The 23,877-nt window shown below is 60.3% G+C and carries 19 protein-coding genes and 1 riboswitch; of the genes, 10 read left to right on the top strand and 9 right to left on the bottom strand.

From position 1 onward, the window contains the following. Positions 1-7 precede the first annotated feature (7 nt). A complete protein-coding gene (gene ruvX, locus GOB85_RS13480; protein WP_173578004.1) occupies positions 8-505 on the top strand; it encodes a Holliday junction resolvase RuvX in 498 nt (165 codons plus the stop codon). Positions 506-571: 66 nt separating this feature from the next. On the opposite strand, the gene GOB85_RS13475 is transcribed toward ruvX, so the two are convergent. Continuing rightward, positions 572-1,612 carry a hypothetical protein gene (locus GOB85_RS13475; RefSeq protein WP_173578005.1) on the bottom strand — a complete coding sequence of 347 codons (1,041 nt, stop codon included), beginning with the start codon at positions 1,610-1,612 and terminating at the stop codon, positions 572-574. Further along, positions 1,609-3,027, bottom strand: a complete 1,419-nt coding sequence (locus GOB85_RS13470) for a sensor domain-containing diguanylate cyclase (RefSeq protein WP_173579000.1) — start codon at positions 3,025-3,027, stop codon at positions 1,609-1,611. Before GOB85_RS13470 ends, GOB85_RS13475 begins: the two co-directional genes overlap by 4 nt. Positions 3,028-3,179: 152 nt before the next feature. Between GOB85_RS13470 and dapD the strand changes: the two genes are divergently transcribed. Genes dapD through GOB85_RS13455 form a run of 3 tightly spaced genes read left to right on the top strand, consistent with a single transcriptional unit; the run spans position 3,180 to position 5,813 of the window. Beyond that, entirely contained in the window at positions 3,180-4,028 is an 849-nt protein-coding gene (gene dapD, locus GOB85_RS13465; protein ID WP_173578007.1) for a 2,3,4,5-tetrahydropyridine-2,6-dicarboxylate N-succinyltransferase, read from the top strand. Between the two features lie 10 nt (positions 4,029-4,038). After that, entirely contained in the window at positions 4,039-5,181 is a 1,143-nt protein-coding gene (gene dapE, locus GOB85_RS13460) for a succinyl-diaminopimelate desuccinylase (protein WP_173578008.1), read from the top strand. Then, positions 5,178-5,813 (top strand): hypothetical protein, encoded by a 636-nt coding sequence (locus GOB85_RS13455; RefSeq protein WP_338421742.1) that lies wholly within the window; start codon positions 5,178-5,180, stop codon positions 5,811-5,813. Before dapE ends, GOB85_RS13455 begins: the two co-directional genes overlap by 4 nt. A gap of 296 nt (positions 5,814-6,109) precedes the next feature. Here GOB85_RS13455 and GOB85_RS13450 read toward each other — a convergent pair whose 3' ends face one another. The 5 genes from GOB85_RS13450 to GOB85_RS13430 form a co-directional block, all read right to left on the bottom strand. Next, the gene (locus tag GOB85_RS13450) at positions 6,110-7,228 is read right to left on the bottom strand and encodes a glycosyltransferase (protein WP_173578009.1); all 1,119 of its coding nucleotides are present in this window, start codon (positions 7,226-7,228) and stop codon (positions 6,110-6,112) included. Between the two features lie 30 nt (positions 7,229-7,258). After that, positions 7,259-9,151: a heparinase II/III domain-containing protein gene (locus tag GOB85_RS13445; RefSeq protein ID WP_173578010.1), complete on the bottom strand. Its 1,893-nt coding sequence runs from the start codon at positions 9,149-9,151 to the stop codon at positions 7,259-7,261. A 40-nt stretch (positions 9,152-9,191) separates the two neighbouring features. Continuing rightward, positions 9,192-9,866, bottom strand: a complete 675-nt coding sequence (rpe, locus tag GOB85_RS13440; protein ID WP_173578022.1) for a ribulose-phosphate 3-epimerase — start codon at positions 9,864-9,866, stop codon at positions 9,192-9,194. 262 nt (positions 9,867-10,128) lie between these two features. Further along, positions 10,129-10,836 (bottom strand): hypothetical protein, encoded by a 708-nt coding sequence (locus GOB85_RS13435; protein ID WP_173578011.1) that lies wholly within the window; start codon positions 10,834-10,836, stop codon positions 10,129-10,131. Positions 10,837-10,846: 10 nt separating this feature from the next. Further along, positions 10,847-12,217, bottom strand: coding sequence for an RsmB/NOP family class I SAM-dependent RNA methyltransferase (locus GOB85_RS13430; RefSeq protein ID WP_173578023.1), 1,371 nt, complete (start codon positions 12,215-12,217; stop codon positions 10,847-10,849). Between the two features lie 116 nt (positions 12,218-12,333). Here GOB85_RS13430 and GOB85_RS13425 point away from each other — a divergent pair, with 116 nt between their 5' ends. The 6 genes from GOB85_RS13425 to GOB85_RS13400 all read left to right on the top strand — a co-directional run bounded on the left by GOB85_RS13425 (position 12,334) and on the right by GOB85_RS13400 (position 19,820). Then, positions 12,334-13,398: a hypothetical protein gene (locus tag GOB85_RS13425; protein ID WP_173578012.1), complete on the top strand. Its 1,065-nt coding sequence runs from the start codon at positions 12,334-12,336 to the stop codon at positions 13,396-13,398. A gap of 1 nt (position 13,399) precedes the next feature. Then, positions 13,400-14,692 (top strand): hypothetical protein, encoded by a 1,293-nt coding sequence (locus GOB85_RS13420; RefSeq protein WP_173578013.1) that lies wholly within the window; start codon positions 13,400-13,402, stop codon positions 14,690-14,692. A gap of 81 nt (positions 14,693-14,773) precedes the next feature. Then, positions 14,774-14,992: riboswitch (cobalamin riboswitch) on the top strand. Positions 14,993-15,108: 116 nt separating this feature from the next. Next, positions 15,109-17,202 carry a TonB-dependent receptor plug domain-containing protein gene (locus tag GOB85_RS13415; RefSeq protein ID WP_173578014.1) on the top strand — a complete coding sequence of 698 codons (2,094 nt, stop codon included), beginning with the start codon at positions 15,109-15,111 and terminating at the stop codon, positions 17,200-17,202. A gap of 1 nt (position 17,203) precedes the next feature. Further along, positions 17,204-18,043 carry an ABC transporter substrate-binding protein gene (locus tag GOB85_RS13410; RefSeq protein WP_173578015.1) on the top strand — a complete coding sequence of 280 codons (840 nt, stop codon included), beginning with the start codon at positions 17,204-17,206 and terminating at the stop codon, positions 18,041-18,043. Next, the gene (locus tag GOB85_RS13405) at positions 18,040-19,044 is read left to right on the top strand and encodes an iron chelate uptake ABC transporter family permease subunit (RefSeq protein ID WP_173578016.1); all 1,005 of its coding nucleotides are present in this window, start codon (positions 18,040-18,042) and stop codon (positions 19,042-19,044) included. Before GOB85_RS13410 ends, GOB85_RS13405 begins: the two co-directional genes overlap by 4 nt. After that, on the top strand, positions 19,041-19,820 hold the full coding sequence (locus GOB85_RS13400; protein ID WP_173578017.1) for an ABC transporter ATP-binding protein: 780 nt from the start codon (positions 19,041-19,043) through the stop codon (positions 19,818-19,820). Before GOB85_RS13405 ends, GOB85_RS13400 begins: the two co-directional genes overlap by 4 nt. 84 nt (positions 19,821-19,904) lie before the next feature. Here the strand turns inward: GOB85_RS13400 and GOB85_RS13395 are convergent, their stop codons facing one another. Both GOB85_RS13395 and GOB85_RS19070 read right to left on the bottom strand, forming a co-directional pair. Further along, entirely contained in the window at positions 19,905-22,988 is a 3,084-nt protein-coding gene (locus GOB85_RS13395; RefSeq protein ID WP_408737074.1) for a TonB-dependent receptor plug domain-containing protein, read from the bottom strand. Between the two features lie 677 nt (positions 22,989-23,665). Next, positions 23,666-23,877 (bottom strand): hypothetical protein (locus tag GOB85_RS19070; RefSeq protein WP_206752439.1); only part of this gene is annotated, 212 nt, incomplete at its 5' end.

Below are 23,877 nucleotides of genomic sequence, written 5' to 3'. Positions count from 1 at the left end.
TCAGGGCATGGCACTATTCAACATAGCGGAACTCATGGCGACCCTGGGACCAGGGCAGCGCCTTCTTGGAATTGATCCTGGCGCGAAGAGCGTCGGGATTGCATTATCGGATGTCATGCGGATGGTCGCGTCTCCGTACGGGGCTCTGAAGCGGGAGAAACTCTCGGTGATGGCGGGGAAAATCAAAGGGATTTCACGCGAGCACGGGGTGGCGGGCATTATTGCCGGTCTGCCTTTGTCGCTCGACGGAACGTTTGGTCCTGCCGCGCAGGCGGCGCGGGACTGGTCTCTGGCGCTTGCGGATCTGACGGGGATTCCGACGGCGATGTGGGATGAGCGGATGTCATCGAGCGTTGTGAACCGGACTCTGATCGGGGAGGCTGATATGTCCCGGAAGAAGCGGGCGGAGGTCGTGGACAAGATGGCGGCGGCCTACATGTTGCAGGGGGCTCTTGATCGCTACGCTTCGCAGTCCCGGCCGTCCTGGTTTAACGAGGAAGGCTGATTTTCAGGTCAAGGCGCCCCTTGCAGGGCGCTTTTGTTTTGGTGGAAAGCCGTCTGTCATTGTTTCTCAGGCGGCCATTGCGCCGCATCTGTCACGCAGAAAATCCAGCTGCCAGTTCATTTCACGGGGAGTGAGGGCGTAGTCGCCATCAGCCAGCGGGAGGATGGCGCGGGAGGGCGGGATGAGCGCCAGATGAATCTGGATGGCCGATGTCAGGGAGGCCGGCAGGCCAAGCTTCCACCCCAGGGCTGTGATTGCCCGTGCGTTGCGGCCGTTAACGGCCTCACGGGCAAGCTGTGGCGCGCAGCCCGGCAGGCGGGCCAGAACGTCGATCAGCGCATCGACATCGTTGTCCTGAAGAGCGCGTTTTGCGGCTTCCACGTTGTTGTCAGGCGCTGCCGGCAGAGTCGCGGTGTCCCGGGGAGGGGCTGATGTCACTTCGGACGCTGCGGAAAACTCAAACGAGAGTTCTTTTTCGATTTTCATGCGGACAGGCGGGACGAGGCTGGCACAGCGTTCTCTCACGAGCGCCTTCACTGTGACTGTGCAGGCGTAATCGAGAGCGGCTGGCCGTTCGGGCTGGCGTTCCATTTCATCCAGAGCCGGCTCGATCCGCGTAATTTCGCGGGTGGAAAGCGTTGCGGCCATTGCCTGCGAGCACGCCATTGCCGGGGCGGCGGACACGGTGGCGTTGTCTTTGCGGTGAAGCAGTTCATCGCTCAGCGTGGCGTCATCAATTTCTGCCATGAGGCGTGTGACCACCGAGGCGGACTCCGACAGAGAGCCCACAATGGCTATGGCCAGCGCGTCGCCGGCGGCGTCCGTAATCACACGCTGGGCGAGCTGCCAGTTTTCGGCGAGCAGATGTTCCAGAGTGCTCTGAAGGGATGCTGAAAGCGCATCAGTGCGGGCATTGCTGAAATCGGGCCGTAATGCCTGGATACGGGTTTTCAGAACGTTCCATGCCGAGGCGGATGCCTTGCCCGGGAGGGGGGCTTTTCTGTTCCGGCTCCTGATGCGGGAAGGCTCTGCCTGCGTCGCAGGGCCGGAAGAAAGCGAGCGGGTGGGCAGGATCTGAAAGAATTTTGGATCAATTGAATTTGTCATGGTGAGGACTCTTCCATGGAGGTATGCCAGCGGGCACCTCCGGCAAGTTTCACGCTGCGCATCGCAAGGCTTGCGCGATCGATAAGGGATTCGACTCCCTCTCCTGTTTCCCAGCTGCGTGCCGCGAGCCCGACTGAAAATGTCAGTGTGACAGGCTCGGCGAGGAAGATGGCGGCGCCTTGCTGGCAAAAGGTTTCGGCACGCTCGGCGGCAACGAAATGATCCGCGCCATCGAGCCAGAGGCCGAATATGTCTCCGCCGAGACGACCGGCGAGATCGGTCGGGCGGATGGCATCACGAAGATAGGTCGCAACCTGCTGGAGCGCGCTGTCGCCGGCTTCGAAACCGAACCGGGCGTTGATGTCCGCAAACCGGTCGAGACCGATGACGAGCAGCGTTCCGGACAGGCGCTCACGATCGAGACGGGGCAGGCGCCGGCTGATTTCGGCGATCATGCCGCTCCGGTTCAGCATGCCCGTCAGCGGATCAAAACGGGCGTTTCGCGCCAAGGTGCGGTTCAGCGCGTTCATTTCAAGGGCGGCTGCAAAGGTTGCCAGGGCCGCGTCGGCGAGATTGGCGTCGTCCTGCCCCCAGACGCCGAGCCCGTTGCGCCAGAGCGCCATTGCCGCCGGTGTGTTGTAGCGCACACGGCTGCGGCAGAGGATGACGTCATGCCCGTCGATCTGGAGGAAGCGTGGCTCGAACAGTTCTCCGTCATCCGGCTCGCGCAGTCTTGCCTCCATCGCGGCGTTAAAGGGAGTTGTGGCGCCGTCGATGCGGTAAACGAGATCGTCCTCGTCTTCTTCGCCGGTTTCTGTTTCACCTGATGGTGTTTCAGAGATCAGAATGCCGCCCGCAGCGCCGAGGAGAGCGGCGAGCTCTTCAAATGCAGGGGGGATGCCGAGCCGGGACAGGGCACGGGACCGCATCGTTGTGGTGATGCGCCGGATAATTTCACTGTGAAGCCGTGAGACGGAAAGATCGGCGTTCGCGTGCGCTTCATCCGAAACATCAATGCCCAGTCCGCGGACGCCGGTATGCTGGCCGGACGGTGACTGCAACGGCGTTGCGTAAATGAGCAGGCAGGCGAAACTGCCGTCGGCCCGCTTGATCCAGCAGCGGCGACCGCGCATGACAGTATGCGTCCGGAACGGATTGGGGCCGGGAGCGGCGTCCACGAAAGGAAGCAGGCGGGTACTGCTTTCACCGATTAATTCATGGTCCGCCCATCCGAGGGCGGAGCCGGCTTCAAAGAAGCTGAAACGTCCTTCCCCGTCGGTTTCGAAGATGAGATCCGCGACAAGCTGCGTCAGGCTTTTCCACCGTCTGCGACTGGCCAGAAGGGCGTCCATGAGTTCGCTGTCATTCTTTGGGGAATGCGAATCCGGAACGGAGGAAGGGGGGATCGTGTTCATGTCGACGCCATTTCACCCGCGAATGGTTTCCGCCACGTTAAGAAGCTCTGCGTTGACAGGAGCGGACACGATCAGCATGGTCCCGCAGCGAAGACATGCCCGCGGACTGCGGCGGCGCCGCGCAATGCAGCCAGTTTTGAGTGTGGAAAACGATGAGCGAAGATAAACTCCAGTCCCGGATCGAAGCGTTATGGGAGGCGCGGGCGTCTGTCTCTCCCGCGACATCCGGTGAAGACCGGTCGGCCATTGAGAGCGCCCTTGATGCCCTCGATTCCGGTCGGCTGCGCGTCGCCGAACCGGCGGAGTCTGGCTGGCGGGTGCATGAATGGCTGAAAAAAGCTGTTCTGCTGTCGTTCCGCCTTTTCGACAACGCAGTCATGGAAGCGGGCGCGGCCGGTGCTCCGGCGTTCGATAAGGTGCCGCTGAAATTTGCCGGATGGGATGCGGCCCGGTTCGCCAGCGCCGGTTTCCGCGCGGTGCCGGGAGCGGTTGTCCGTCGTTCCGCGTTCATTGCGCCTGGTGTCGTGCTGATGCCGAGCTTTGTGAATGTTGGGGCGCGCGTTGACAGCGGCACGATGATCGACACCTGGGCCACTGTCGGCAGCTGCGCGCAGATCGGAAAGAACTGCCACATCAGCGGCGGGGCTGGTATCGGCGGCGTTCTGGAGCCTCTTCAGGCGGCTCCTGTCATCATTGAAGACAACTGCTTTATCGGTGCGCGCTCCGAAGTCGCCGAAGGCGTTATTGTCGAAACGGGCTCCGTTCTGTCGATGGGCGTCTTTCTTGGCGCGTCCACGAAGATCGTTGACCGGGCGACCGGTGAGATTCATATTGGCCGGGTTCCGGCTTATTCCGTTGTTGTTCCCGGCTCTCTGCCGGCGAGAACGGCCCTTAATGACAAAGGCCAGCCCAATCCGGCTCTTGCGTGTGCCGTGATCGTCAAGCGCGTCGATGAGCGTACCCGTTCGAAAACCTCGATCAACGATCTGCTGCGGGACTGATAATCACCTGATGTCCGGTCCGCTTGATGTTACCGATCTCGCCGCAGATCTGATCCGCCATCCGTCGGTGTCTCCGGACTCCGGCGAGTCCCAGATTGCTCTGGGCGCGACATTGAGCGCGATGGGTTTTACCGTGACGCATCTTCCGTTCGGAGACGGTGCTGAGCGGACTCCGAATCTGTTTGCCCGTCTTGGCACCGGACATCCGCATCTCTGTTTCGCCGGTCATACCGACGTGGTGCCGCCGGGCAGCAGTGCCTGGGCTCACGGGCCTTATGCGGGCGATATTGAGAACGGTCTGCTTTATGGGCGTGGCGCCTGCGACATGAAGGGGGGGATCGCGGCGTTCGTCGCAGCGGTTTCTGCTTTTCTTGCCCGCGAGCCGCAGCCGCGTGGTTCGATCAGTCTGCTTATCACGGGCGATGAGGAAGGGCCGGCCCGCTTTGGCACACAGAAGGTGCTGGAGTGGATGGAGGCACATGACGAGATCCCTGATTTCTGCGTGGTTGGTGAGCCCACCAATCCGGCTGTCATGGGTGAGGTGATCAAGATCGGCCGGCGCGGGAGCATGAATGTCCATCTGACTGTCAGCGGCAGACAGGGGCATGTCGCGTATCCGCATCGGGCTGATAATCCGGTGCATCGTCTGTTGCGGGTTTTGCATGAGCTGACGGCTGTGCCGCCCGATCAGGGCACCGAGTGGTTCGAGCCTTCGGGTTTGCAGGTCACGAGTGTTGATGTCGGTAATCCGGCCACCAATGTCATTCCTGCGCAGGCGACTGCCGCGCTTAATATCCGGTTCAACGATCTTCATACGGGCGCTGCTTTGCTCGGCTGGATCAAGACGATCTGCCAGCGTTACGCGCCGGGCACCGTTATTGAGTCCCAGATCAGCGGTGAGGCTTTTCTGACGAAACCCGGCCCTGAGGTAATGGCTCTGTCTGAGGCCGTTCAGTCGGTCACGGGTCGTGAGCCGCGGCTGGACACGGGCGGGGGCACCTCGGATGCCCGGTTTATTGCCCGTTATTGCCCGGTTGCCGAGTTTGGGCTGGTGGGCACGAGCATGCATCAGGTTGATGAGCACGTTGCTGTTGATGATCTGGTGTCTCTGACCCGTATTTATGAAAATCTGCTTGAAAGAATGGTGGCGTGAGCAGTAATCCGCCGAACGAGACTCCGGACCCGAAATCTGTTGTTCAGGGCATGGCTCTGCTGGCCTGCGGGCGGGCGGAGGGGATTGAGCGTTTTCGGGGAACGGTGAACTCGTTTCTTGCGGCGCTCTCACCGGGTATTGCGTTTAATCTCGTCAGTTTCTTCCTGGCTTTGCTGCAGAAAGATACCATTGTCGGCCTGATCAGGGTTGAGCTGTCGCTCTGTGCTTTTCTGGCGCTGCCGGTGATTTCTTTCCTGTTTGCCCGGAAATGGGGCAGGGAAGATCGCTGGCTGCGTTATGCGACTGCTTCGGCCTGGAGCGAGTGGACGTCGTTATTCATCTGCGTCGTTGTCATGGCGCTTGCGGCGCTTGTCATGCCCGCTCTTGCCGACCGGCCGGGTTTTGGTCATGCGGTCATGTTTTCCTCGCAGCTTTATGATCTCTGGCTTGGCATGTTTATCGCGCGGTGCGGTCTTGATATCAGTCGCGGGCGTGCTGTGCTGGTTTATGGCGCGGCAACATTGTTTGTGCTTGTCTGTTACAGCGTCGCGTCGCTTCTGCCGCCGCATTATCCGTTTCTCACGGAGATTCTTCTGGGGGATTTCGGGCCGCATAATGCCGTGAAAAGCTGAGTAATCCGGTCAGAAGGCTGGGGCTGTGCCCTGGAAGCTGGCAGAGCCCTGCCTTTGCAAAGGCTCTGTTGTCGTTAAGTGTTGATCTGTGATTTTTCAAAGGATTAGCAAGACCGGGCTCTGCCCGGACCCGGCAGGGACCGCAGGCCCCTGCACCCCGATTTACTTATAATAAAATGGTTTCCAAAGGTCTGAGACCTTTGGTGGGTTCCAGGGCAAAGCCCTGGGAAGGAGCCAGCACTGAATGACAACAGAGCTTTTGCAAAGGCTCTGTCATCCGGGAGGTATCCCGGATTTTAGCTTCGTGTGCCTTCCAGAAAGGCTGCTGTTCGGGCGAGCACACGCGTTTCATCAAACAGCCGGATCGCTGCTGACCGGCCGTTTGCGCCCATTGTCAGACGCAGCGAGGCGTCTTTGACGAGCTGAGTCAGGGCTTTTGCCAGGGGGGCGGACTTGCCGGCTGGCACGAGAAGGCCGGTTCTGCCTGGCATGACCTGTTCACGTGGCCCTCTGATGTCGGTGGCCACAACGGGCAGCCCTGTCATCATCGCTTCGATGATCGACATTGGCAGCCCTTCGAAGTGGCTTGGCAGCGTGAAGATATCCGCTGCGGCCAGCACGGCGGGAACGTCTGTCCGGTAGCCGAGGAAGCGCACACGGTCGCCCAGCACCGCCTGCGCCCGGTCGAAGGCGGGCTGAAGTGACTCTCCGTGATCGCTCGTCAGCCGTTCCCCGACGATCCACAGCTCTGCGTCCGGGACGGATTCCATCGCTTCCAGCAGTTCCGGGTAGCCTTTATGGCGGACGAGTCGTGAGACGGCGACGATCACCACCTGGTCGTCCGGCACGCCCAGTTCCGTTCGTATCCGGGTTCGGGCGGCGGGGTCGGGCGAGAAGACTGAGGGATCGCGGCCGTTTCCGACTGCGTGCGGATGGCGATGGATATGCAGTCGTCGTGCGTCTTCCGCCTCTTCCCGCGAGACGGTGAGGTAGGTGTCCGTGATGCGTCCTGCCGCCCGTTCCAGTGCGAGGGCGACAAGCCGCCGCAGCCGTGATCCGGGCTGATTGAACAGGAAACCGTGGCAGGTGTAGGCGATGTGCGGCACGCCGCAGAGCTTTGCGGCGAACCGCGCCAGGAGCCCGCTGATGGGCATATGGGCGTGCACGAGGTCGGGGCGCTCGCGGCGGATCAGCCGCACCAGCGCCACGAAGGCCCGGAGTTGCGCGACAGGCGACAGTGAGCGGGCCATTGGCACGGTTATCACCTGGAAGCCCTCGGCGCGGAGATCGGCGAGAAGCGGACCGTCCGCGCAGACGCCGATGACGTCGTGATCGTGGCCGCGCAGTTCCCGCATCAATGGCAGCAGAAAGTGCCGGAGCGAGAAATCCACATTTGTGATTTCGAGGATTTTCACGCAGGGGTTCCGGTCCCGTGTGGCGCCACCTTATCCGTCGAGGCGGGTAAAGGCCCAGCGGATGCTGCTGGCCAGAACAGGCGGTGTCACCACCGGCGGTGTCACCGGCGCGGGCGATTCCTCCTCCGGAGACAGGGCGTCAGGCTCGTCAGCCGGCTCGTTTGCCGCCGGTGAGGATGGGTCCTGTCCGGGTTCGGTGGTTTCTTGCTGTGGGTGCTCATCCTGTTCGCCTGCATGGGGCTCTTCATCAGGGTGCTGCGCGTCTGCCGGGTCTTCCGGCATGTCATGAGGTTCGCCGGAGCGGGCTTCGTCGCCTTCGGCGAAGTCAGCGGGCTGCTCGTCGGAGACGGGCTCAACGGCGGGCTCTTCGGATTCCGGAAGGATTTCTGCCGGGCGCACCACGATCTGCAGCGTGGGTGTCGGTTTTGGTCCTCCGAAATAAACGCTCTCTTCAATCGATGAATATCCGTCGCTTCGGAAGCACCACATCTCTTCCTGTGTGTGGAGAAGGATGTCTGTGTCTTCCAGTTCGACCTTCACATCGGGGTGCAGGTGGAAGCGAACGACGAATTCCGGGGCAGGTCCCACGCTGTCCAGGCGGTCTTCGCCCCTCAGATCCGTTCCTTCCTGTGCCAGATAGAGCCGGCGGTGATAGGTGCCGGCGCCTGCGGGGCGATAACAGTCCGAACTGAGTTCGATCAGGTGATCGGTTCCGAGCACTGTGTGGTCGCTTTTGACGGCCGGGCGCGTTTCGACGTGACCGTCGCTGCGCCACAGGACCGGCGGGCAGGAGGGCAGGGACAGGACCGAATGGGCGGGTGCATCGCGCAGGGCGTTCCGCCAGGCTGGCAGGCCGCTTGCGCCGCAGTTTACGACGATCTGGCATCGCCCGGACGACAGTTCCATCGACATCAGGCCTGCATGTGTCAGCGCGTCGAAGCCTGGCGGCGGGGGGGGGCCTCCGTCAGCGAACAGCACCGTATTGCCCGATGCTGCGCGCATGAAGCGTCCGTCCGGCATTCCGCGCGCCAGCACATGGCCGCGTGGCAGGGCCCGGGCGATGATCAGATCAACCATCTCCGGCCGGTGCGGTCCGGTTCCGTTGAACAGCGCCAGGCGACCGTCACCATGCCGGAAGGCACGCAGAACCGGCGCCATACGGTCCAGCGCCGCTGCCAGCGTTGTTGGCATCGGCACTTTCGCTGTTTGCAGCAGGAGGCGCATGTCGGCCAGTTCCCGCAGAACGAGAAGCTGTGCTTCCGGGCTGCGCGAGGCATGGCAGCCGTCGGGCAGAACCTGACATTCCAGTTCCGCATCGATCAGCTTCATGTAGCGGGCGAGGAATCCGCTCTGTCCGGGCAGCGCGATCGCTGCCGCGAGCAGGCCTTTGAGCGCCCGCAATGCTGTCCAGTCATGCCGGTCTGTCGGCAGGAGGGCCATGATGGTCCGGGATTCGAGCACGATCCGCGTCATCAGGCTCCGGCGGAATGAATCATCGGCGGAGGCCGCGAAGAAATCATACTGGGACAGCCATGCGGCGATCCGGGCGCCGGTCACCGACGGGTCCTGCAGCGGGGTGTCGCTCATTGGCTGGCCGATCCAGGTGGCGACCATGGCGCGCGCTTTTGCCCGCGCTGATTCTGAGCCGAGTTCGCGCAGGTCGCGCAGCCATTCGAAGCTCTGGAACCAGTCACGAAACTGATCTGGCCAGTCGGCTCCGGTCCAGCGGGCATAGGTCAGAATCCGTGTGACGCCGGCGTGTGACGCCGAGCCCTGCACCAGCAGTTCTCCGACGGTCGCGTTGCCGGGCCAGGGGTCCCGGACGGTCTGTTCGGGCATTGCCGGAATGGAGCGCACGCCGCCGAGAGGGCCGAGCAGTGCCATGGACAGCCGCATATCACGCAGCCAGCGGCTTAGGCCCATACCGGAACGCCTCGCTTTACAGGTCGAAAATGAACGTTGGTCACGATGTCCGGGCGGCCTCCCGCAATCCGTGGATGGCGGCTGCATAATCATCTGTGCCGTAGATGGCGCTGCCCGCGATCAGCACGTCCGCTCCCGCCGCCACGGCAAGGGGAGCGGTTTCAGGGTCGATTCCACCGTCCACGGCCAGCCGGATATCCCGGCCGCTCGCCGCGATCATGGCCCTCAGGGTTTCGATCTTGCGGATCTGGCTGGTCAGGAATTTCTGGCCGCCGAAGCCCGGGTTGACCGTCATCACCAGGATGATGTCCACCATGTCGAGAACCTGCGACAACTGCTCCGGTGGCGTGGCGGGGCACAGCGAAACACCGGCCTTCACGCCAAGCGCCCGGATACGTTGCAGGGAGCGGTGCAGATGCGGGCCGGCTTCGGCGTGAACGGTGATGTGATCGGCGCCCGCGTTTGCGAAGGCTTCAAGAAAGAGGTCGCACGGTTCGATCATCAGGTGAGCGTCGAAGGGCAGCGACGAATGGCTGCGGAGTGCTTTGATGAGCGCCGGGCCGAAAGAGATGTTCGGGACGAAATGACCGTCCATCACATCAAGATGGATCCAGTCCGCGCCAGCTTTTCCGATGGCGGTCACTTCTTCCCCGAGCCGGGCGAAGTCGGCGGCCAGGATACTGGGGGCGATGAGAAGAGGAGAGGGAATCGTCATCTCTCCGTTATCGGTAATCGCCAGACCAGACGCAACCACCGTCAGAAACTCTTTTTCACCGGATCATTGCCGGAGTCCCGCTCTGGCGTATCTTCCCGGTCGGAAAGGGGATTTTCTGTCATGCCGGGGGAAGGGGCTGATGTTCGCAAGCGGTGATGTTTGCCGGAAAGGCGGGGTGGGATTCCTGTCTGTGGGGGGGGTGGGGAGTAAGCGTTTTTCGTCCGGGCCGCATGCATCAGTGCGATGCGGCAGGATCGTCTGGTCAGGGATATCCGAACCGGAACATGACCTGTCCCTGGCCGCCGGTTGCATCCGGTTCTTTGATGAGCCGGTTGCGCAGGTCCGGGACCAGGGCGAGGATGTCTCCGGGTGGGACGTGTGGCACGTCGATCTGTGCTGCTTCCGGTGTGTAACGTCGTAGCCTGGTGATGGTCTGCAACGCCGGGAGCTGGGTCCGAAAAGGCGCGGTTCCGCATATGGCGACGACGCGGCTGATTGTTTGTGGTGGTCCGGTAAACGCGTTCAGGGCTGCGGCTGTTTCTGTCGACGTCAGGTTTACGGTTCGTGACCCGAAGTGAAGTGACGCTCCCGTGGATGTTTCAAGGACTGTGTTGACAGGGCAGGCGTCATTATCGGCGATACTGATCAGGACGATTTGCGGGGCTTCGGGCAACCGGAATGCCGTCGCCCGGTCCCCGATGAGGCAGGCTTCTCCGGAATGGATCATTCGGCCTGTCATCGGGGAGGGAACGCGGAAAAACCAGCGTTCGAACAGTTCCTGCTGATACCAGAGCAGGGGGCTTTCCGGCGGGCTGGCCTGCTTCTGATCCAGATAGCGGATCAGCGTTCCCAGATGTGGCATCCGTTCCTGCAGGGTACGCCACAGGTGTCGCCCTTCGGGGCTGTCGATGTGCGCGGGCGGGCAGCCGGTTCGTTCGTTTCCGCCTGCGTTGCCGCTGTCCCCGGTCATGGGCTTTGCCTCAGGCGGTCTTCACAAAACGGGCCGCGAAAAAGCCGTCCATGCCGCCTCGCTCCGGCCACATGCCGGGATGGGTGCGGAGCCAGCCTTCCGCGGTGAGGGCTTCGGGGAGGTCGGCGAGTTCGTCCGGTCTGATCGGGTCGGGTTTCAGGCCGTATTTTTCCGCGGCCCGTGCCCGTTCCGGGCCTTCTTCCTGTTGCAGCGAGCATACGGCATAGACCAGCCGTCCGCCTGGTTTCAGCATCCGGGCGGCGGCGGCCAGCAGGGAATCCTGCGCTTCAGTGAGGCCGGCCAGATCACGGGGACGTTTGATCCACAGCGCGTCGGGGTGGCGGCGGGCGGTTCCGGTTGCTGAGCAGGGGGCGTCCAGCAGGATGGCATCGAGGGGCGCTTCCGGTTGCCAGGCGGCGGCATCGGCGCAGACCGTGGTGACGTCCAGTTTTAGGCGCGTCAGATTTTCCTGAAGCCGTTCCATCCGGCCCGGGTCGCGTTCCAGCGCGGTTACCTGTGCGCCGGCCGAGGCGAGCTGGGCTGTTTTTCCTCCGGGAGCGGCGCACAGATCGGCGACCTGTTCGCCTGGTTTCACGGCGAGGAGGCGGGCGGGCAGGGTTGCTGCCGCGTCCTGAACCCAGAAGGCGCCGTCTTCGAATCCTGGCAGTTCGACGACGCGGGTTCCTGCTGGCAGGCGCACTGATCCGGTGGGCAGGATTTCGCCGCCTTCGGGGATTTCCGCGTCCGTGCGCATGGTCAGATCCAGCGGGGCTTCATGCTCCAGTCCTCTGGCGATGGCCCGCGCCACGCCCGGGCCGAGGGCTTTCCAGGATGACCACAGCCAGGGCGGGACGTCGAGCCGGTCCTGGTCCAGGCCTTCGAGAAGCGCCGGGCCGCCATTCGCGATTTTTCGCAGGACCGCGTTGGCCAGTCCGGCGAAGGGCGCCAGGCCGCGACGGCGCATGAGATCGACCGTCGTGCCAACGGCCGCGTGGGGAGGTGTTTCGAGAAACAGAAGCTGTGCCGCGCCGAGGAGCAGGGCCGCGCGCACGGGTTCGGGCGGTTCCTTGCGCAGGAAGGGCTCCAGGACGGCGGACAGTGTTCCGAAATGGCGCAATGCGGAGGCGGCCAGGCGGTGGGCCGCCGCACGGTCACGCGCGTCCGCGACTTTTGCCTCGGGCGAGCGGGACAGCGTGGTTTCAAGCATCCGGCGGTTTTCGATCACGCCCCGGACGATGTCGAAGGCTATGTCACGCGTCGGGTCAGCACTCATGAGGGGCGCCGGGCCGCTGCCCTTCCGGTTGTGACTTTTCGAAGGCCCCCCTTTGCGGCTGCGAGGGGAGTGCTTCGGCTTCGGTGCATCGCTTGACGGAATGTTCATCGTTCCCGGGTCTGAATGTTCTTCGTCGAGGACATGACACGTCATCCGTTCCGGTGCCAGCCCGTTTCCGCACGACCACGCCACAACCCGCACAGGCAGGATAGCGCATAAACACCATGGAGAGCGTTCTCGAATCGCAGAAAGCCGCCGCGTCGATCGCTCCGGGGCTTTCTGTTTTCCTGCCCACCACCAGTCCTCTGTCAGGCGGGCTGATGCTGCGGATCTATCAGACCAGGCCGACAGAGCTTCTTCTGCCCAATCCGTTCGGCGCCGGTGTTCTGGTCGCGCCACCGGACCGGCTGGATGATTTCGGCTTCGCGCCTTCCGCGTTTGACCGCGTGATGATCCGGCGGATCATTGCTCTGAAGCCGGTTCGGATCAGCGATGTGCGCGACAGTGTCCGGGCCACCGCGCTCTCGGGATTTGCCGGTCGTGAGGCGCAGGTGCTTGCTCGCGCTGTCGCGGCGATCAGTGTGCGGCGGCGGCGGATGCTGCGTGATCAGATCGTTGCCACGGTGATGCGGCGCAACACGTCCCCGGATCTGCCGGACTGGCTGACCGGCGTGCTGATGCAGACCGGTCTTAATCCTCATGATCTGTCTTCTGTCCTGTGTGCGCCGGTGCGAAACCGGGCGCCGGGTGGGGGGAAGGGCGGCCGGGCGGCGGACCGGGACGGTGAGGCTGAGTCACGGCTTCCGCCCCGGCTTCGCCTGTTGCGGGAGGTGATTGGCAATCTTCCTGATATTCTGCCGCCGGATTATAACGGTACCAGCGCGGGGCGTTGTCTTCGTCTGGCTGAAAATGCGCTGACCCGGATGGAGGCGCTTTATACCGGTCTGGCGGAATGTCTGCTTGTGCCCGATCGCCTTGCCGGGCTGGTTCCGGCTGGCAGACCATTTGCCACCGATCTTGGTCTGCTCGCCGGGTGGACCAGGTTCTGTCTGATGGCGCGGGAGGTGATGCGCGCGCCGTCCCGCGCCCATGCCGTGGCGGACCTGACTGCTCTGGCGCAGGTGCTTGGGCACAAAAACAATGCCAGCGCACAGGATGCGCCTGTGCTCAGCACGGCGCGCCCTGGTCCGTCCGAGTGGCCACGGGAAATCGATCATGCCCTTTATCTTTCGGAGCGTAATGAACGCATGCTTCGTGCTGAGATCACTCTCGATGTAAGGGACGTCTGACATGCCGCTCCCGGTCTTTTTCTCTCAGTCTCCGGATGCCGATATGCCGGAGGTTGCCGGTCCCGGCACAACGCCATCTGATCTGCTGTTTCGTCCGCTCTGGCCGCTCGTCATTCCCACCGTTCAGTGGCGCGGTTCGCGGAAGGATGCGACGAGCCGTATTCCTGACACGCTGCTGGAACCGCTGCGGATCTGGTTCTTCGACTGTTATCCCGACGCTGATCTGGTCATGCGTCTCATCGGATCGGGGGATGGAAGCGCTCTTCCCGCCCGTGATCCTCTGGAGGAACCTGAATGGGCGGACCCCGTCCAGCGTGCGTCTGAACTGCTCTGGGTCCGTGCCGCCGCCGTGCTGTCCCGCCCCGTGCCACCGCTGGTCCTGGATGAAATGGCGGAAACATCGGGCCTGCGCACCACCGAGATTATCGGTCTTCTGCCGTCGCTTGCGGTGCTGTTCGCGGAAGCCTCGCTGCTGTTTCCGCACGGGAGCAGCCCTGTTCCCGCTGTGGTCAGCCGAAGCGACCTGCTTGCGACCCTGACCCGTATTGCCGGAGCAGGTCTGACTGCGTGGACCTTTGCAATGCCGCTTCTTCTCGCGGCTCGCAATGAAATTGACAATGTTCTTCCGGCTGCCCGTGCCATTGCTCTGACCTTTGCGGAAAAGGGCCGGTATGTCGCCGCCTGCGACGAGGCTCTGGCGGAAATTTTTCCGCTTTTCGAGGCGCGTTGTGCAAAGGTTGCCCGGCAGTTGCAGGGGGCGAAGGCTGTTGCGCGGGACGGGCGCCGGGTAGCGCTCTGGCTCAGTGTACCTGATTTTGCCACGATTCTTTCTCTTGTCCGGTTCGCGACACGGTGTTCTGTTCATGTCGTTCCCGCCATGCAGCTTCAGGCCACTGCCGCCCGTGCCTGCCGGGCGCAGTCTGATCTGCTTGTTGCGGAGGACATGCTGATTCACTGGCCGCGCGCTTCGTGGTCTGACTCTCTGATGATTGCTTTCGAGCGAGGGAATCTGCGGCTGCGCAATCTGGCGTCGATCGGGGGGGCGCTTTCTCATCCGTCTGATTACCGGCCCGGACTCGAACGGCTGGCGACTTATGTTCTGGAGGATATGCATCTGGGGCTGTCTCTGGTGGAGCGGATGCGCACGGCGGAATCGCTGGCGGATTTTCCGAAACCATCGGCTTTGCTTGATGATTATCTTGCCATGCTTCCACCGCCGGCGGATGAGCGTCCGACAGTCAGGCGCCGGAGGCGTGACGTGGCCTGGGATACGCAGCCCGGGCATAAGGTCTGATCGCCGTCGTCTGACGGGCGGTGAGTCTGAGGGAGTGTTATCGGACTGATCCGATCAGTTTCTTGACAGCAACGGCTCAAAATATAGAAAGGCCGCGACGGTGCCCCGCTTTGCGGGGTCAAAAGGGAATGCAGTGCGGACGGAAGTGTCCAAAGCTGTGGCTGCCCCCGCAACTGTAAGCGGTTTGCCCGAGCATCATCCGGACGTCATGGTCCGGGCCACTGGAAAGCTTTTTTCCGGGAAGGTTATGTCGGGTGTTATGCCGCGAGCCAGGAAACCTGCCGTCAGCTTTGGTTGCGATCGGGAAACGTCGGACGGGGTGTTCTGGCGGGTGATGGCTCTGGCTGCGGCACAATGCAGTTCGGGGACAGTGCGCTCTCGTGGCAGCGATAACGTGACCGCGAGACCTGAACCCGATGACTGTATTCCGCCGATTTCTGATCGCTTCCTCAATTCTTTCCGTCACAGGAATGCAGGCCGCCCGGGCTGAAGATGCTGTGCCGCAGAGCGGGACGGTCCGACAGGCGCGGCCGCATGCTGTGCAGGCGAAGACATCAAAAACGGTGGTTTCGCCGGTAAATCCGGGTTTTCCCGAACTGGTCAGCGTGAGTGCCGCGCGCAGGCCGACATCCGCTGATGAGATTGGCACGGCCATGACGATCATCACGGAACAGCAGATTCAGACCCAGCAGCGGCGGGGTTTGTCGGAGATCCTCGCCCGGCAGGTTGGCATGAACGTGGTCCAGTCAGGCGGGCCGGGTGCGACGACCTCCATCTTCATGCGTGGTTCCAATTCGAATGAAGTCAAGGTCCGCATAGATGGCATGGACGTCAATGACGGCAGCACGCCCAGCGGTCTGTTTGACCCGGCCCAGTTCACCACGGATGGCATGGGGCGGATTGAAATTCTTCGCGGCCCGCAGAGCGGTCTGTATGGGGCGGATGCGATGGCCGGTGTCATTGATATCACCACTGCGCAGGGGCAGGGACGTTTTACGCCGTTTGTGCGTATTGAAGGCGGTGCTTACGGCACGTTCAATCAGGCGTTTGGCGCGCGCGGGAGCAAGGGGCGCTTCCATTATAATGTCGATCTGTCTCACTACCGGATGGATGGCTTTCACAGCATTCCGAAATATGCCGAGCGGTATTACGGTGCTGACAGGCAGCAGAGGAACGAGGGAAACCGTAACGACAACAGAAGCGCAAATGTTCGCCTCGGTTACGACGTTACGGACAATTTTGATGTGGGTCTGACATCGCGGCTGGTGCAGAGTAATTACCATACTTATTCTATATATGATCTGCAGAGCGAAAATGCGTATGGCGATTCCGGTGTCAGGGAACAGAACAATCAGAACGAAGCGGTCGTGCGCGGGACGGCTCATCTTGTGTCCGGCGGTGGTTTTTTTGATCAGGTGATCGGGCTGGGCTACATGACCAACCGCAACCGCTGGACGGAAACCGGGACATCCTATGGCAGTCCGGTTAATCCTGATCCGGATTATTACCGTTCCAGCCGTCTCAAGATTGACTGGCATGGCACGTTCAATCTCAGGCAGTATGGCTCTCTCCTGATTGGCGCGGAACATTTCCACGATACTTTTAACACGAGCCATACGGCGGCCAGTGAGTGGGATACCGGTTACAATAACTCAGCCAGCATGGATACGACCGCGGGTTATGGGCAGTATCAGGGGAACTGGAATAAAATTCTGTACGGCGCGGCGAATATTCGTTACGACGCAAACTCCCGTTACGGGAACCATGTCACCTGGCGTGTTGCTCCGGCAATTCATGTTCCGGGGACTGGCACCATTATCAAGGCGAGTGCCGGTTCGGGCTTTCATGGTCCCTCGCTTTATCAGCTTTTTGCCAGTCAGGTCGGTGCCGGTTACTCGGAACTGGGAAATCCGAACCTGAAGGCTGAGAGGCTGATTGGTTATGACGCCGGTGTTGAGCAGAAGCTTCTGAATAATCATCTGAATTTTGGCGCGACCTGGTATGATAACCGGGTGCAGAATCTGATTCAGTCTTCCCTTGAGATTCAATCAGGAAATTACATTTATTCCTATGCCAATGTCGCGAAAGCGCGGATGTATGGCGTGGAGGCGTTCCTGAACTGGAAGGCTCTGGAGACTCTTGAGTTCAACCTGAATTATACCTGGACACATGGGCGGGATGAAACGAACGATACGGTGCTGCAGAGACGTCCGCAGCATAAGTTCAATTTCAACACGACCTGGACGCCTGTTAAGGATCTGACGTTTTCGGGCAATATCCTTTATGTCAGTGGCTGGCGCGATCTCCCGGTCATCGGAACGGAAACGTGCAGCCTTTGCGCGAAAGGTCATGGTTATTTCACGATCGATATTGCTGCAAACTACAAAATTAACCGGTATGTCTCGGTTTTTGCCCGTGCGGACAATCTGCTGAACAGGCAGTATGAGCAGTCGCTCGGTTATCTGCAGCCGGGGCGGGGCGGTTATGCCGGCTTTACGCTGACTTACTGAGATGAACGGGGCGCTGCATGTTGCTCTGGTTATCCTGTTTCTCGTATTGTCCGGCGAGGCTCAGGGGCGGGGAGCGCTGCATGTTGTTTCCCTCAATCTCTGCACGGATCAGCTTCTGATCCTGCTGGCGAACCCGGAACAGGTTACAGGGCTGACGCCTCTGTCCCGGGACTGCTCCAATGCTGTTCTCTGTGAGCGGGCAGGAAACTTTCCGGTTATTCGCCCGAGTGCTGAAAATCTGCTTGCCCGGAAGCCCGATCTCGTTCTGGGTGAAAGCTTCACTGCTGAAACGACGCTTCTCGCCGCCAGGTCGGTTGGTGCGGATGTGGAAACATTTTCGCCGGTTAACAGTCTTTCCGAAATTCCGCAGCAGATTGGCCGCATGGCCGGTCTGCTTGGGGTTCCGGAACGGGGCGAGGCTCTGATCCGTGCTTTCAATGACCGGCTTTCCCGTCTTTCGGTAACGACCGGAGACAGTGCTCCGGTTGCTGCGATCTATACAGCGAACGGTTACATCACCGGCAGGGATTCGCTTCCCGATGATGTTCTCCGTCATGCGGGTTTTCGAAATTTCATGAGCCTGGATGGCAATGGATATACCCGGGCCATACCGCTGGAAATCCTGATCGCCCGTCATCCTGACCTGCTGATCCTCGATTCTTCCGACAGCGGGGTTTCTCTTGCCCGGAGCATGCTGGATAATCCGGCTTTGCAAAGGGCCTTTAGCGGGCCGCATCGTCTGGTTATGCCAGCCTCACGCTGGTTGTGTGGTCTGCCGCAGACGCTCGATGCGCTTGATGCGCTCGTGACCGCCCGCCGCGCGCTGGAGGCCGGACAGTGACCCGTCACCCGGATTGTCGTCTTGTTGCGGCCCTTCTGGCGGGGGTTATCGCGCTGTTTGCGGCGGCTCTCCTGTGGGGGGAAACTGCGCTGGACATTCCGGCCGCCCTTCATGACCTGTTCGCCGGTCGTCCCACGATCGGCGCCATTATTCTTGGTCAGCTCCGTCTTCCGCGGGCGTTGCTTGCGCTGCTGATTGGCGGGACGCTCGGACTCTCGGGGGCTGTGCTGCAGGGGTATCTTCGCAATCCTCTTGCCGATCCGGGTCTGCTGGGCGTCTCCAGCGGTGCGGCGCTTGGCGCGGTCGTGACATTTTATACAGGTCTTGCGGCGACGTCCGCGCTGGCGCTTCCGGCGGGTGGGCTTGCCGGCGCTCTGCTTTCGGTTGCCATGCTCATTGGTCTGGCCGGGCAGGGGGGAACGCTGACTCTTCTTCTGGCGGGGACTGCGCTGACCAGTTTCTTTGCGGCTATGACGGCGCTGACTCTCAATCTGGTCCCGAGTCCGTATGCATCTTTTGAAATCATGCACTGGCTGATGGGATCTCTCGCAGACCGCACGATGACGCATGTCTGGCTTTGCCTGCCGGGTATTGTTGCCGGCTGTGCACTCATGTTTTCCACGGCCCGCACGCTTGATGCTCTGACGCTTGGTGAGGACGTTGCGGAAAGTCTTGGATTTCCGCCCGGTGGTCTGTCGGGCGCCCGGACGCGCATTGTGCTTGGGTCTGCGCTGGCTGTTGGATCCTGCGTGGCGGTTTCCGGCGCGATTGGTTTTGTTGGTCTTGTCGTGCCGCACCTTCTGCGTCCGCTTACGGGACATCGGCCGGGGCGTTTGCTGTTTCCGTCCTTTCTTGGCGGTGCGATTTTACTGTTGTTTGCCGATGCTCTCGCGCGGCTCATTCCGACGAGTTCGGAGCTTCATGTGGGCGTGCTGACTGCCATTGCCGGTGCGCCGCTCTTTCTGTGGCGCGTGATCAGACTGAGGCGGACCGGCTCATGAGTGCTGAGACAGGTGGGCTAAGCGCGGCGAATGTCAGTCTGCGTCTCGGCGGCAGGTCGGTTCTGAACGATGTTTCGCTTGAAGCGCGTCAGGGCGAGGTGCTTGGGCTGATTGGTCCGAATGGCGCGGGGAAAAGCACGTTCCTGCGTGTGCTTGCGGGGCTGCGCCAGCCGGATACGGGCGATGTCACTCTGGATGGTGGCCGGCTTGCTGACCTGTCGCCGAACCGGCGTGCGCGTCAGATTGCGTTTATGCCGCAGAATGGTGGTTCTCCGCCGCCTATGGATGTTTCTGATCTTGTTTCGCTTGGTCGGTTGCCTTTTGGCAGTGATCCGGCAAACCGGGACGCCATTGCTCAGGCGATGGAGGAAACGGGGACGGTGTCGCTGAAGGATCGCCCGGCCACGGCTTTATCCGGTGGGGAGCTGGCGCGGGTTCTGCTCGCCCGGGCTCTGGCGGCGGAGACACCATATCTGATCGCTGATGAGCCGATTGCCGCTCTTGATCCGGCTCACGCGTTATCCGTGATGAGCCTGTTTTGCGCGCTGGCCCGAAAGGGCAGAAGCATTACTGTTGTTCTGCACGATCTGACACTGGCTGCCCGTTTCTGCGACCGGGTGGTTCTTTTGCAGAGTGGCTGCATTGCAGGGAGTGGCACGCCTGCCGGTGTGATGACGGATGCTGCCATGCGGGATGTTTACAATGTGGATGTGCGTCGCGTGGAGGGAGCGGTTATTCCGTGGCGGCTTGTTCGTGGTGTTGATGGAAAGATCTGATTTCTGCTTCGATACCAAAAAGGCCTCCTGACGGAGGCCTTTCAGGGCGGGGGTGAAAGACTGCCCCCGGGAGTGACGTTTCGGTCAGAGGGTTACGTTGAGACCGAACTGGAACGAACGAAGGACAAGACCCTTCTGTGCCCAGGACGAGTTATAAAGATAGGACCCGTAGGTGGCGAAGTCATACGGTGCCCGGAAGCCGAGCAGGTTGTAGACGTTGGCGTAAATAGACCAGCGTTTGTTGATCTGGTAATTGACGGTGAGATCGACGTCCCAGAAGTTCTTAACGTGGCACTGGAATGGTGCGTAGCTGTTGAGGATCTGGGAAGCAGCGGCACAGCCTTGTCTGGAGCCGGCACCTGTATAATCCTCAGCAACCGTCTTGTAGCCGCTGGTGTAATAAACTGTCGGCGTGACTGAGAGGCCCCTGTAAGCGAAGGTGTTCGCCCAGCTGGCTTTCCAGCGTGGCGTTCCTGAAGCGGAGACGGCCTGATACGGCCCGATGGTGCCTGCGTAACTCTGCACGCTTCCGTCCGGCAGGGTCAGGTTGAAGCTGTGAACGTAGGTCGCCGTGCCGCGGCTGTACCATCTCACATCATGAAGGGCCCCTGGAAGACGGTGACTGGCGTCGATTGCCATGTCCACGCCATCTGTCACCAGTTTGTTCGTGTTGATGTAACCGACATTGATGAGGCCGGGACGTAATGCTCCCGCCGGATTCTGTGCATCGGAAATATCCGGTGTTACGGAAATGCCGGATCCGAAATCTCTCTGGCCTGCAAGGTAGGCGGCGGCGACGGTTGCGGGCGAAACCGGATTGGGCGCAATGTAGTTAGTTTTCTTGATGTAATAATAGTCGAATGTCAGGCTGAGCCAGTCGAGGGGTCTGATGATCGCGCCGCCGGTGAAGTTGGTTGAGATTTCCGGCTTGAGGCTGGAGTTTCCGGACGTGTTTACACCCAGGCTGTAACTCTGGGCGTAGGTGTCCGGCGTTCCGTTGGCATTCAGATGCTGGCTGATCCATGCCGTGTCTGTCGGCGTGTAGGTGGTGTAGCCGACATTTGAGCCACCTGTCTCAGCGAAGCTGGGGACACGGAAGCCTTTTGAGAATGTGCCACGCAGGGTGAACTGCTTAACTGGCTTGAAGTTTACGCCCACCTTCGGTGAAAAATGATGCATGCCTTCTGAATAATTGTCGTAACGACCGGAAATGTCGGCATCCAGCATTTTGACGAATGGCAGATACGTTTCGAAATAACCGGATTCCACCCAGCGGCTGCCTTTGGCATTGAAGGGATTGATCCCTGCATACTGCGCGCCCAGATCACTCTGATTGACCGGGTTGGCGTTCGGATCGTTCAGTGCCTCGTAACGGATGTTGCCGCCGATGGCGATATCCCACATGCCGCCGGGGAGCTTCAGAATCCCCTTGCTTGCCGACATATCCCCCGAATACTCCTGCGAGAGAGCATGCATTGTGTTTTTTGGGGCGATCGAATTGAGAACCGCGGCTGAATTTTCAGAGGGATCGACAAAATTATAAGTGCCGTTGAGGATCGCGTTATTGATGCCGTTAATTGTCGGATAACCGGTATAGGTGTTCTCAAGTGTGGTATTCATGCCGACGAAGTTGACGTCATACTTCCAGTCTGATCCCCAGTGCGATGCTGCCGTGCCTGAATAACGGGCTGAGCCACGGAAATTCTGGCTGAACTGCGTCTGTGTCGGGACGAGGCCACCGAACATGTTGTAGATCTGTGCTTCCTGCCCCTGTGCCGCGAACGGGTTGTTGGGATTGAGCTGTCCGTTGGGCAGATACACAGGCAGGAAGGTGGTGCGTGTGTTGGCGAGCAACGACTGAGTGGACGAACGCGTTGTGTAAGGATTATGCGAGATCGAACTCGACTGGACCTGAGAATAATTGAACATCGCTGTGAACTGCGAGCGGTTTGTCACATTGGCGGTGAAGTGAGCTGTGGCGTTGATACGCCGGAGATCCGGGCTGATCTGGCTGTAATCGCCGGTTGCATTCTGAGTGCAGGCCTGGCTCGTTGAACCCGCTGTCGTGCCTGAAGCATATCCGCTGACCACAGAGCCATATTTTCCGCAGCCGGCAGACTGATTGAGCAACTGCCACGGGCCGGTGCCACCGGTTGCGTTCGTAACGGGGCGGACCAGTGCGACCGGCGTCTGCCCGAAGTTTGCGATCGTGCCATCGGCACCGGCAACGTTTGTGTTGCCGTTGGTGCCGCCGATGCCTGTCAGATTTCCATTGTTGTAAGGATAACCGACCTGTCGATTATATAGCGCGTCATCCTGCTGGTATTCTGAGTTGACGTAGAAGTTATAGCCATCCTGTGCCAGGTCACCATGTCCGTAAGTGGCATAGAGACGCTGATGGCCGGAATCGCCACGCTGGCTCAGGCCGCCTTCGGCGTTGCCTTCGAAGCCTTTGATCTGCTTGCGGGTGATGTAGTTGACCACGCCCGCGACGGCATCCGCGCCGTATGTTGCCGAGCCGCCATCCTGCATGACGTCGATTTTTTCCATAATCGACTGAGGCATCCAGTTGGTATCAACGAAGTTCCGTTCGCCGTCATCAGAAAGCGGGTAATAGGAGAGGCGCTGGCCATCCATCAGGACGAGTGTGGAGTCCGTGCTCATGCCACGCAGCGAAGGGGCCGACGCGCCGCCGGCGAAAGCGCCGTTGGAGGAGAAGGCATTTGTGAGGTTTCCTGCACCGTTCGCGGAGAGGGCCTGGAGAGCGTCGGTGACGTTTTTGATGCCGCGTCGCTGAAGATCGGCTCTCGTGATTTCTGTCACCGGTGAGGCGCTGGTGAGGTTCGGATCACGCAGGATCGAGCCTGTTACAGTGACCGTTTCCGCCTGGGCTGGTGCCGCTTCCATTGAGGTGGCGGCTTTGGCCCGCGATATGGTCGCGGTCTTGTCGGAACGGGTCGATATGACCGGAGCCGCTGTCACGGGAGCCGCCGGCCCCGTTACTGTTGCGGTCTTCTTTACGCTCCGGGTCGTTGCCGGATGAGGCTTGCGGTTCGTATCTGTCTGCGTGGCTGTGCTCTGAGCAAAGGCGGGGGAGAGCATTGCTCCGCTCATGGCTGAGTAAGTCAGTAAAAGCAGCTTACCATTGCGAAAAACCTTTGAAGTCATCTGTTTCATTCGGTGCACACCCAGATAAATGGTTCCCAGCTTTCGATGGGGCAAACATGAGATGGTTGGATCGGTACCGTATCGATCCGGGTTCCAGGTAAGCGCGATGGCGTATCATTAACGTCTGGTAACATTCAGCTGTTCTGGTTTGGTGCCATGAAACAATTCTGCTCAGTTCCGAGACATACATGAAACGCTTCGTTGCATTACAGGCATGGCTGCCACCTGATCCTGGTAATGGGGGGGGGTGTCAAGCTGTTCTGTGGGTGAGTCTGATTGCAGAGGAAAGATTGTTGTACAAAAGTAACTATTTTTCCGGATTGGAAATGTTTTGAAAAATATGTCAAATTATGACAGTCTGTGTTGCGGGTAATAAATTCTATACTGTATGCAAAGAAATTTGTTGCAAACTATTTCTGGTGTTGATGGTATAACAACAATTGGGCCGTCGGTATCACTGCGATGGACCAGGAGGCACCCGATCTGATGGTCAGAAAGATGAGCCGGACTCTGTACGAAAGACTCAGAGTGAGGAAATTTTCGTCGTGCTCCATCTGTCCCGACAGAATGTTTTATATGAATGAGGTATCTGATTTTATACTGGGAGATGCAATGCAGGTCGGGCTGTAAAGTATAGTAATAGCTCGTTCTGTTTTATCGAAAAAAGAGGTGATATCTTACAAAAGTTGTGCTTCTGTCGGAAGAATCCAGTATGGTCGGCGCCTGGTGGGCTGGTCGTCGGATGGTTTTCTGACATCAAACATAGCTTGTTTTTGTAAGTGTCTGACCGAAAATGAGTTGAGTGATTTCAGCGGGTTATGATTCATGGGTTTGCGATAACCTGATGAGATCAAGATGGCCTGGACTGAAATCACCCGAGCGCAGTATC

Source organism: Acetobacter fallax (assembly GCF_011516735.1).
In the GTDB taxonomy this organism is placed as follows: Bacteria; Pseudomonadota; Alphaproteobacteria; order Acetobacterales; family Acetobacteraceae; genus Acetobacter; species Acetobacter fallax.
This window is presented reverse-complemented; position numbering and strand designations above follow the sequence as displayed.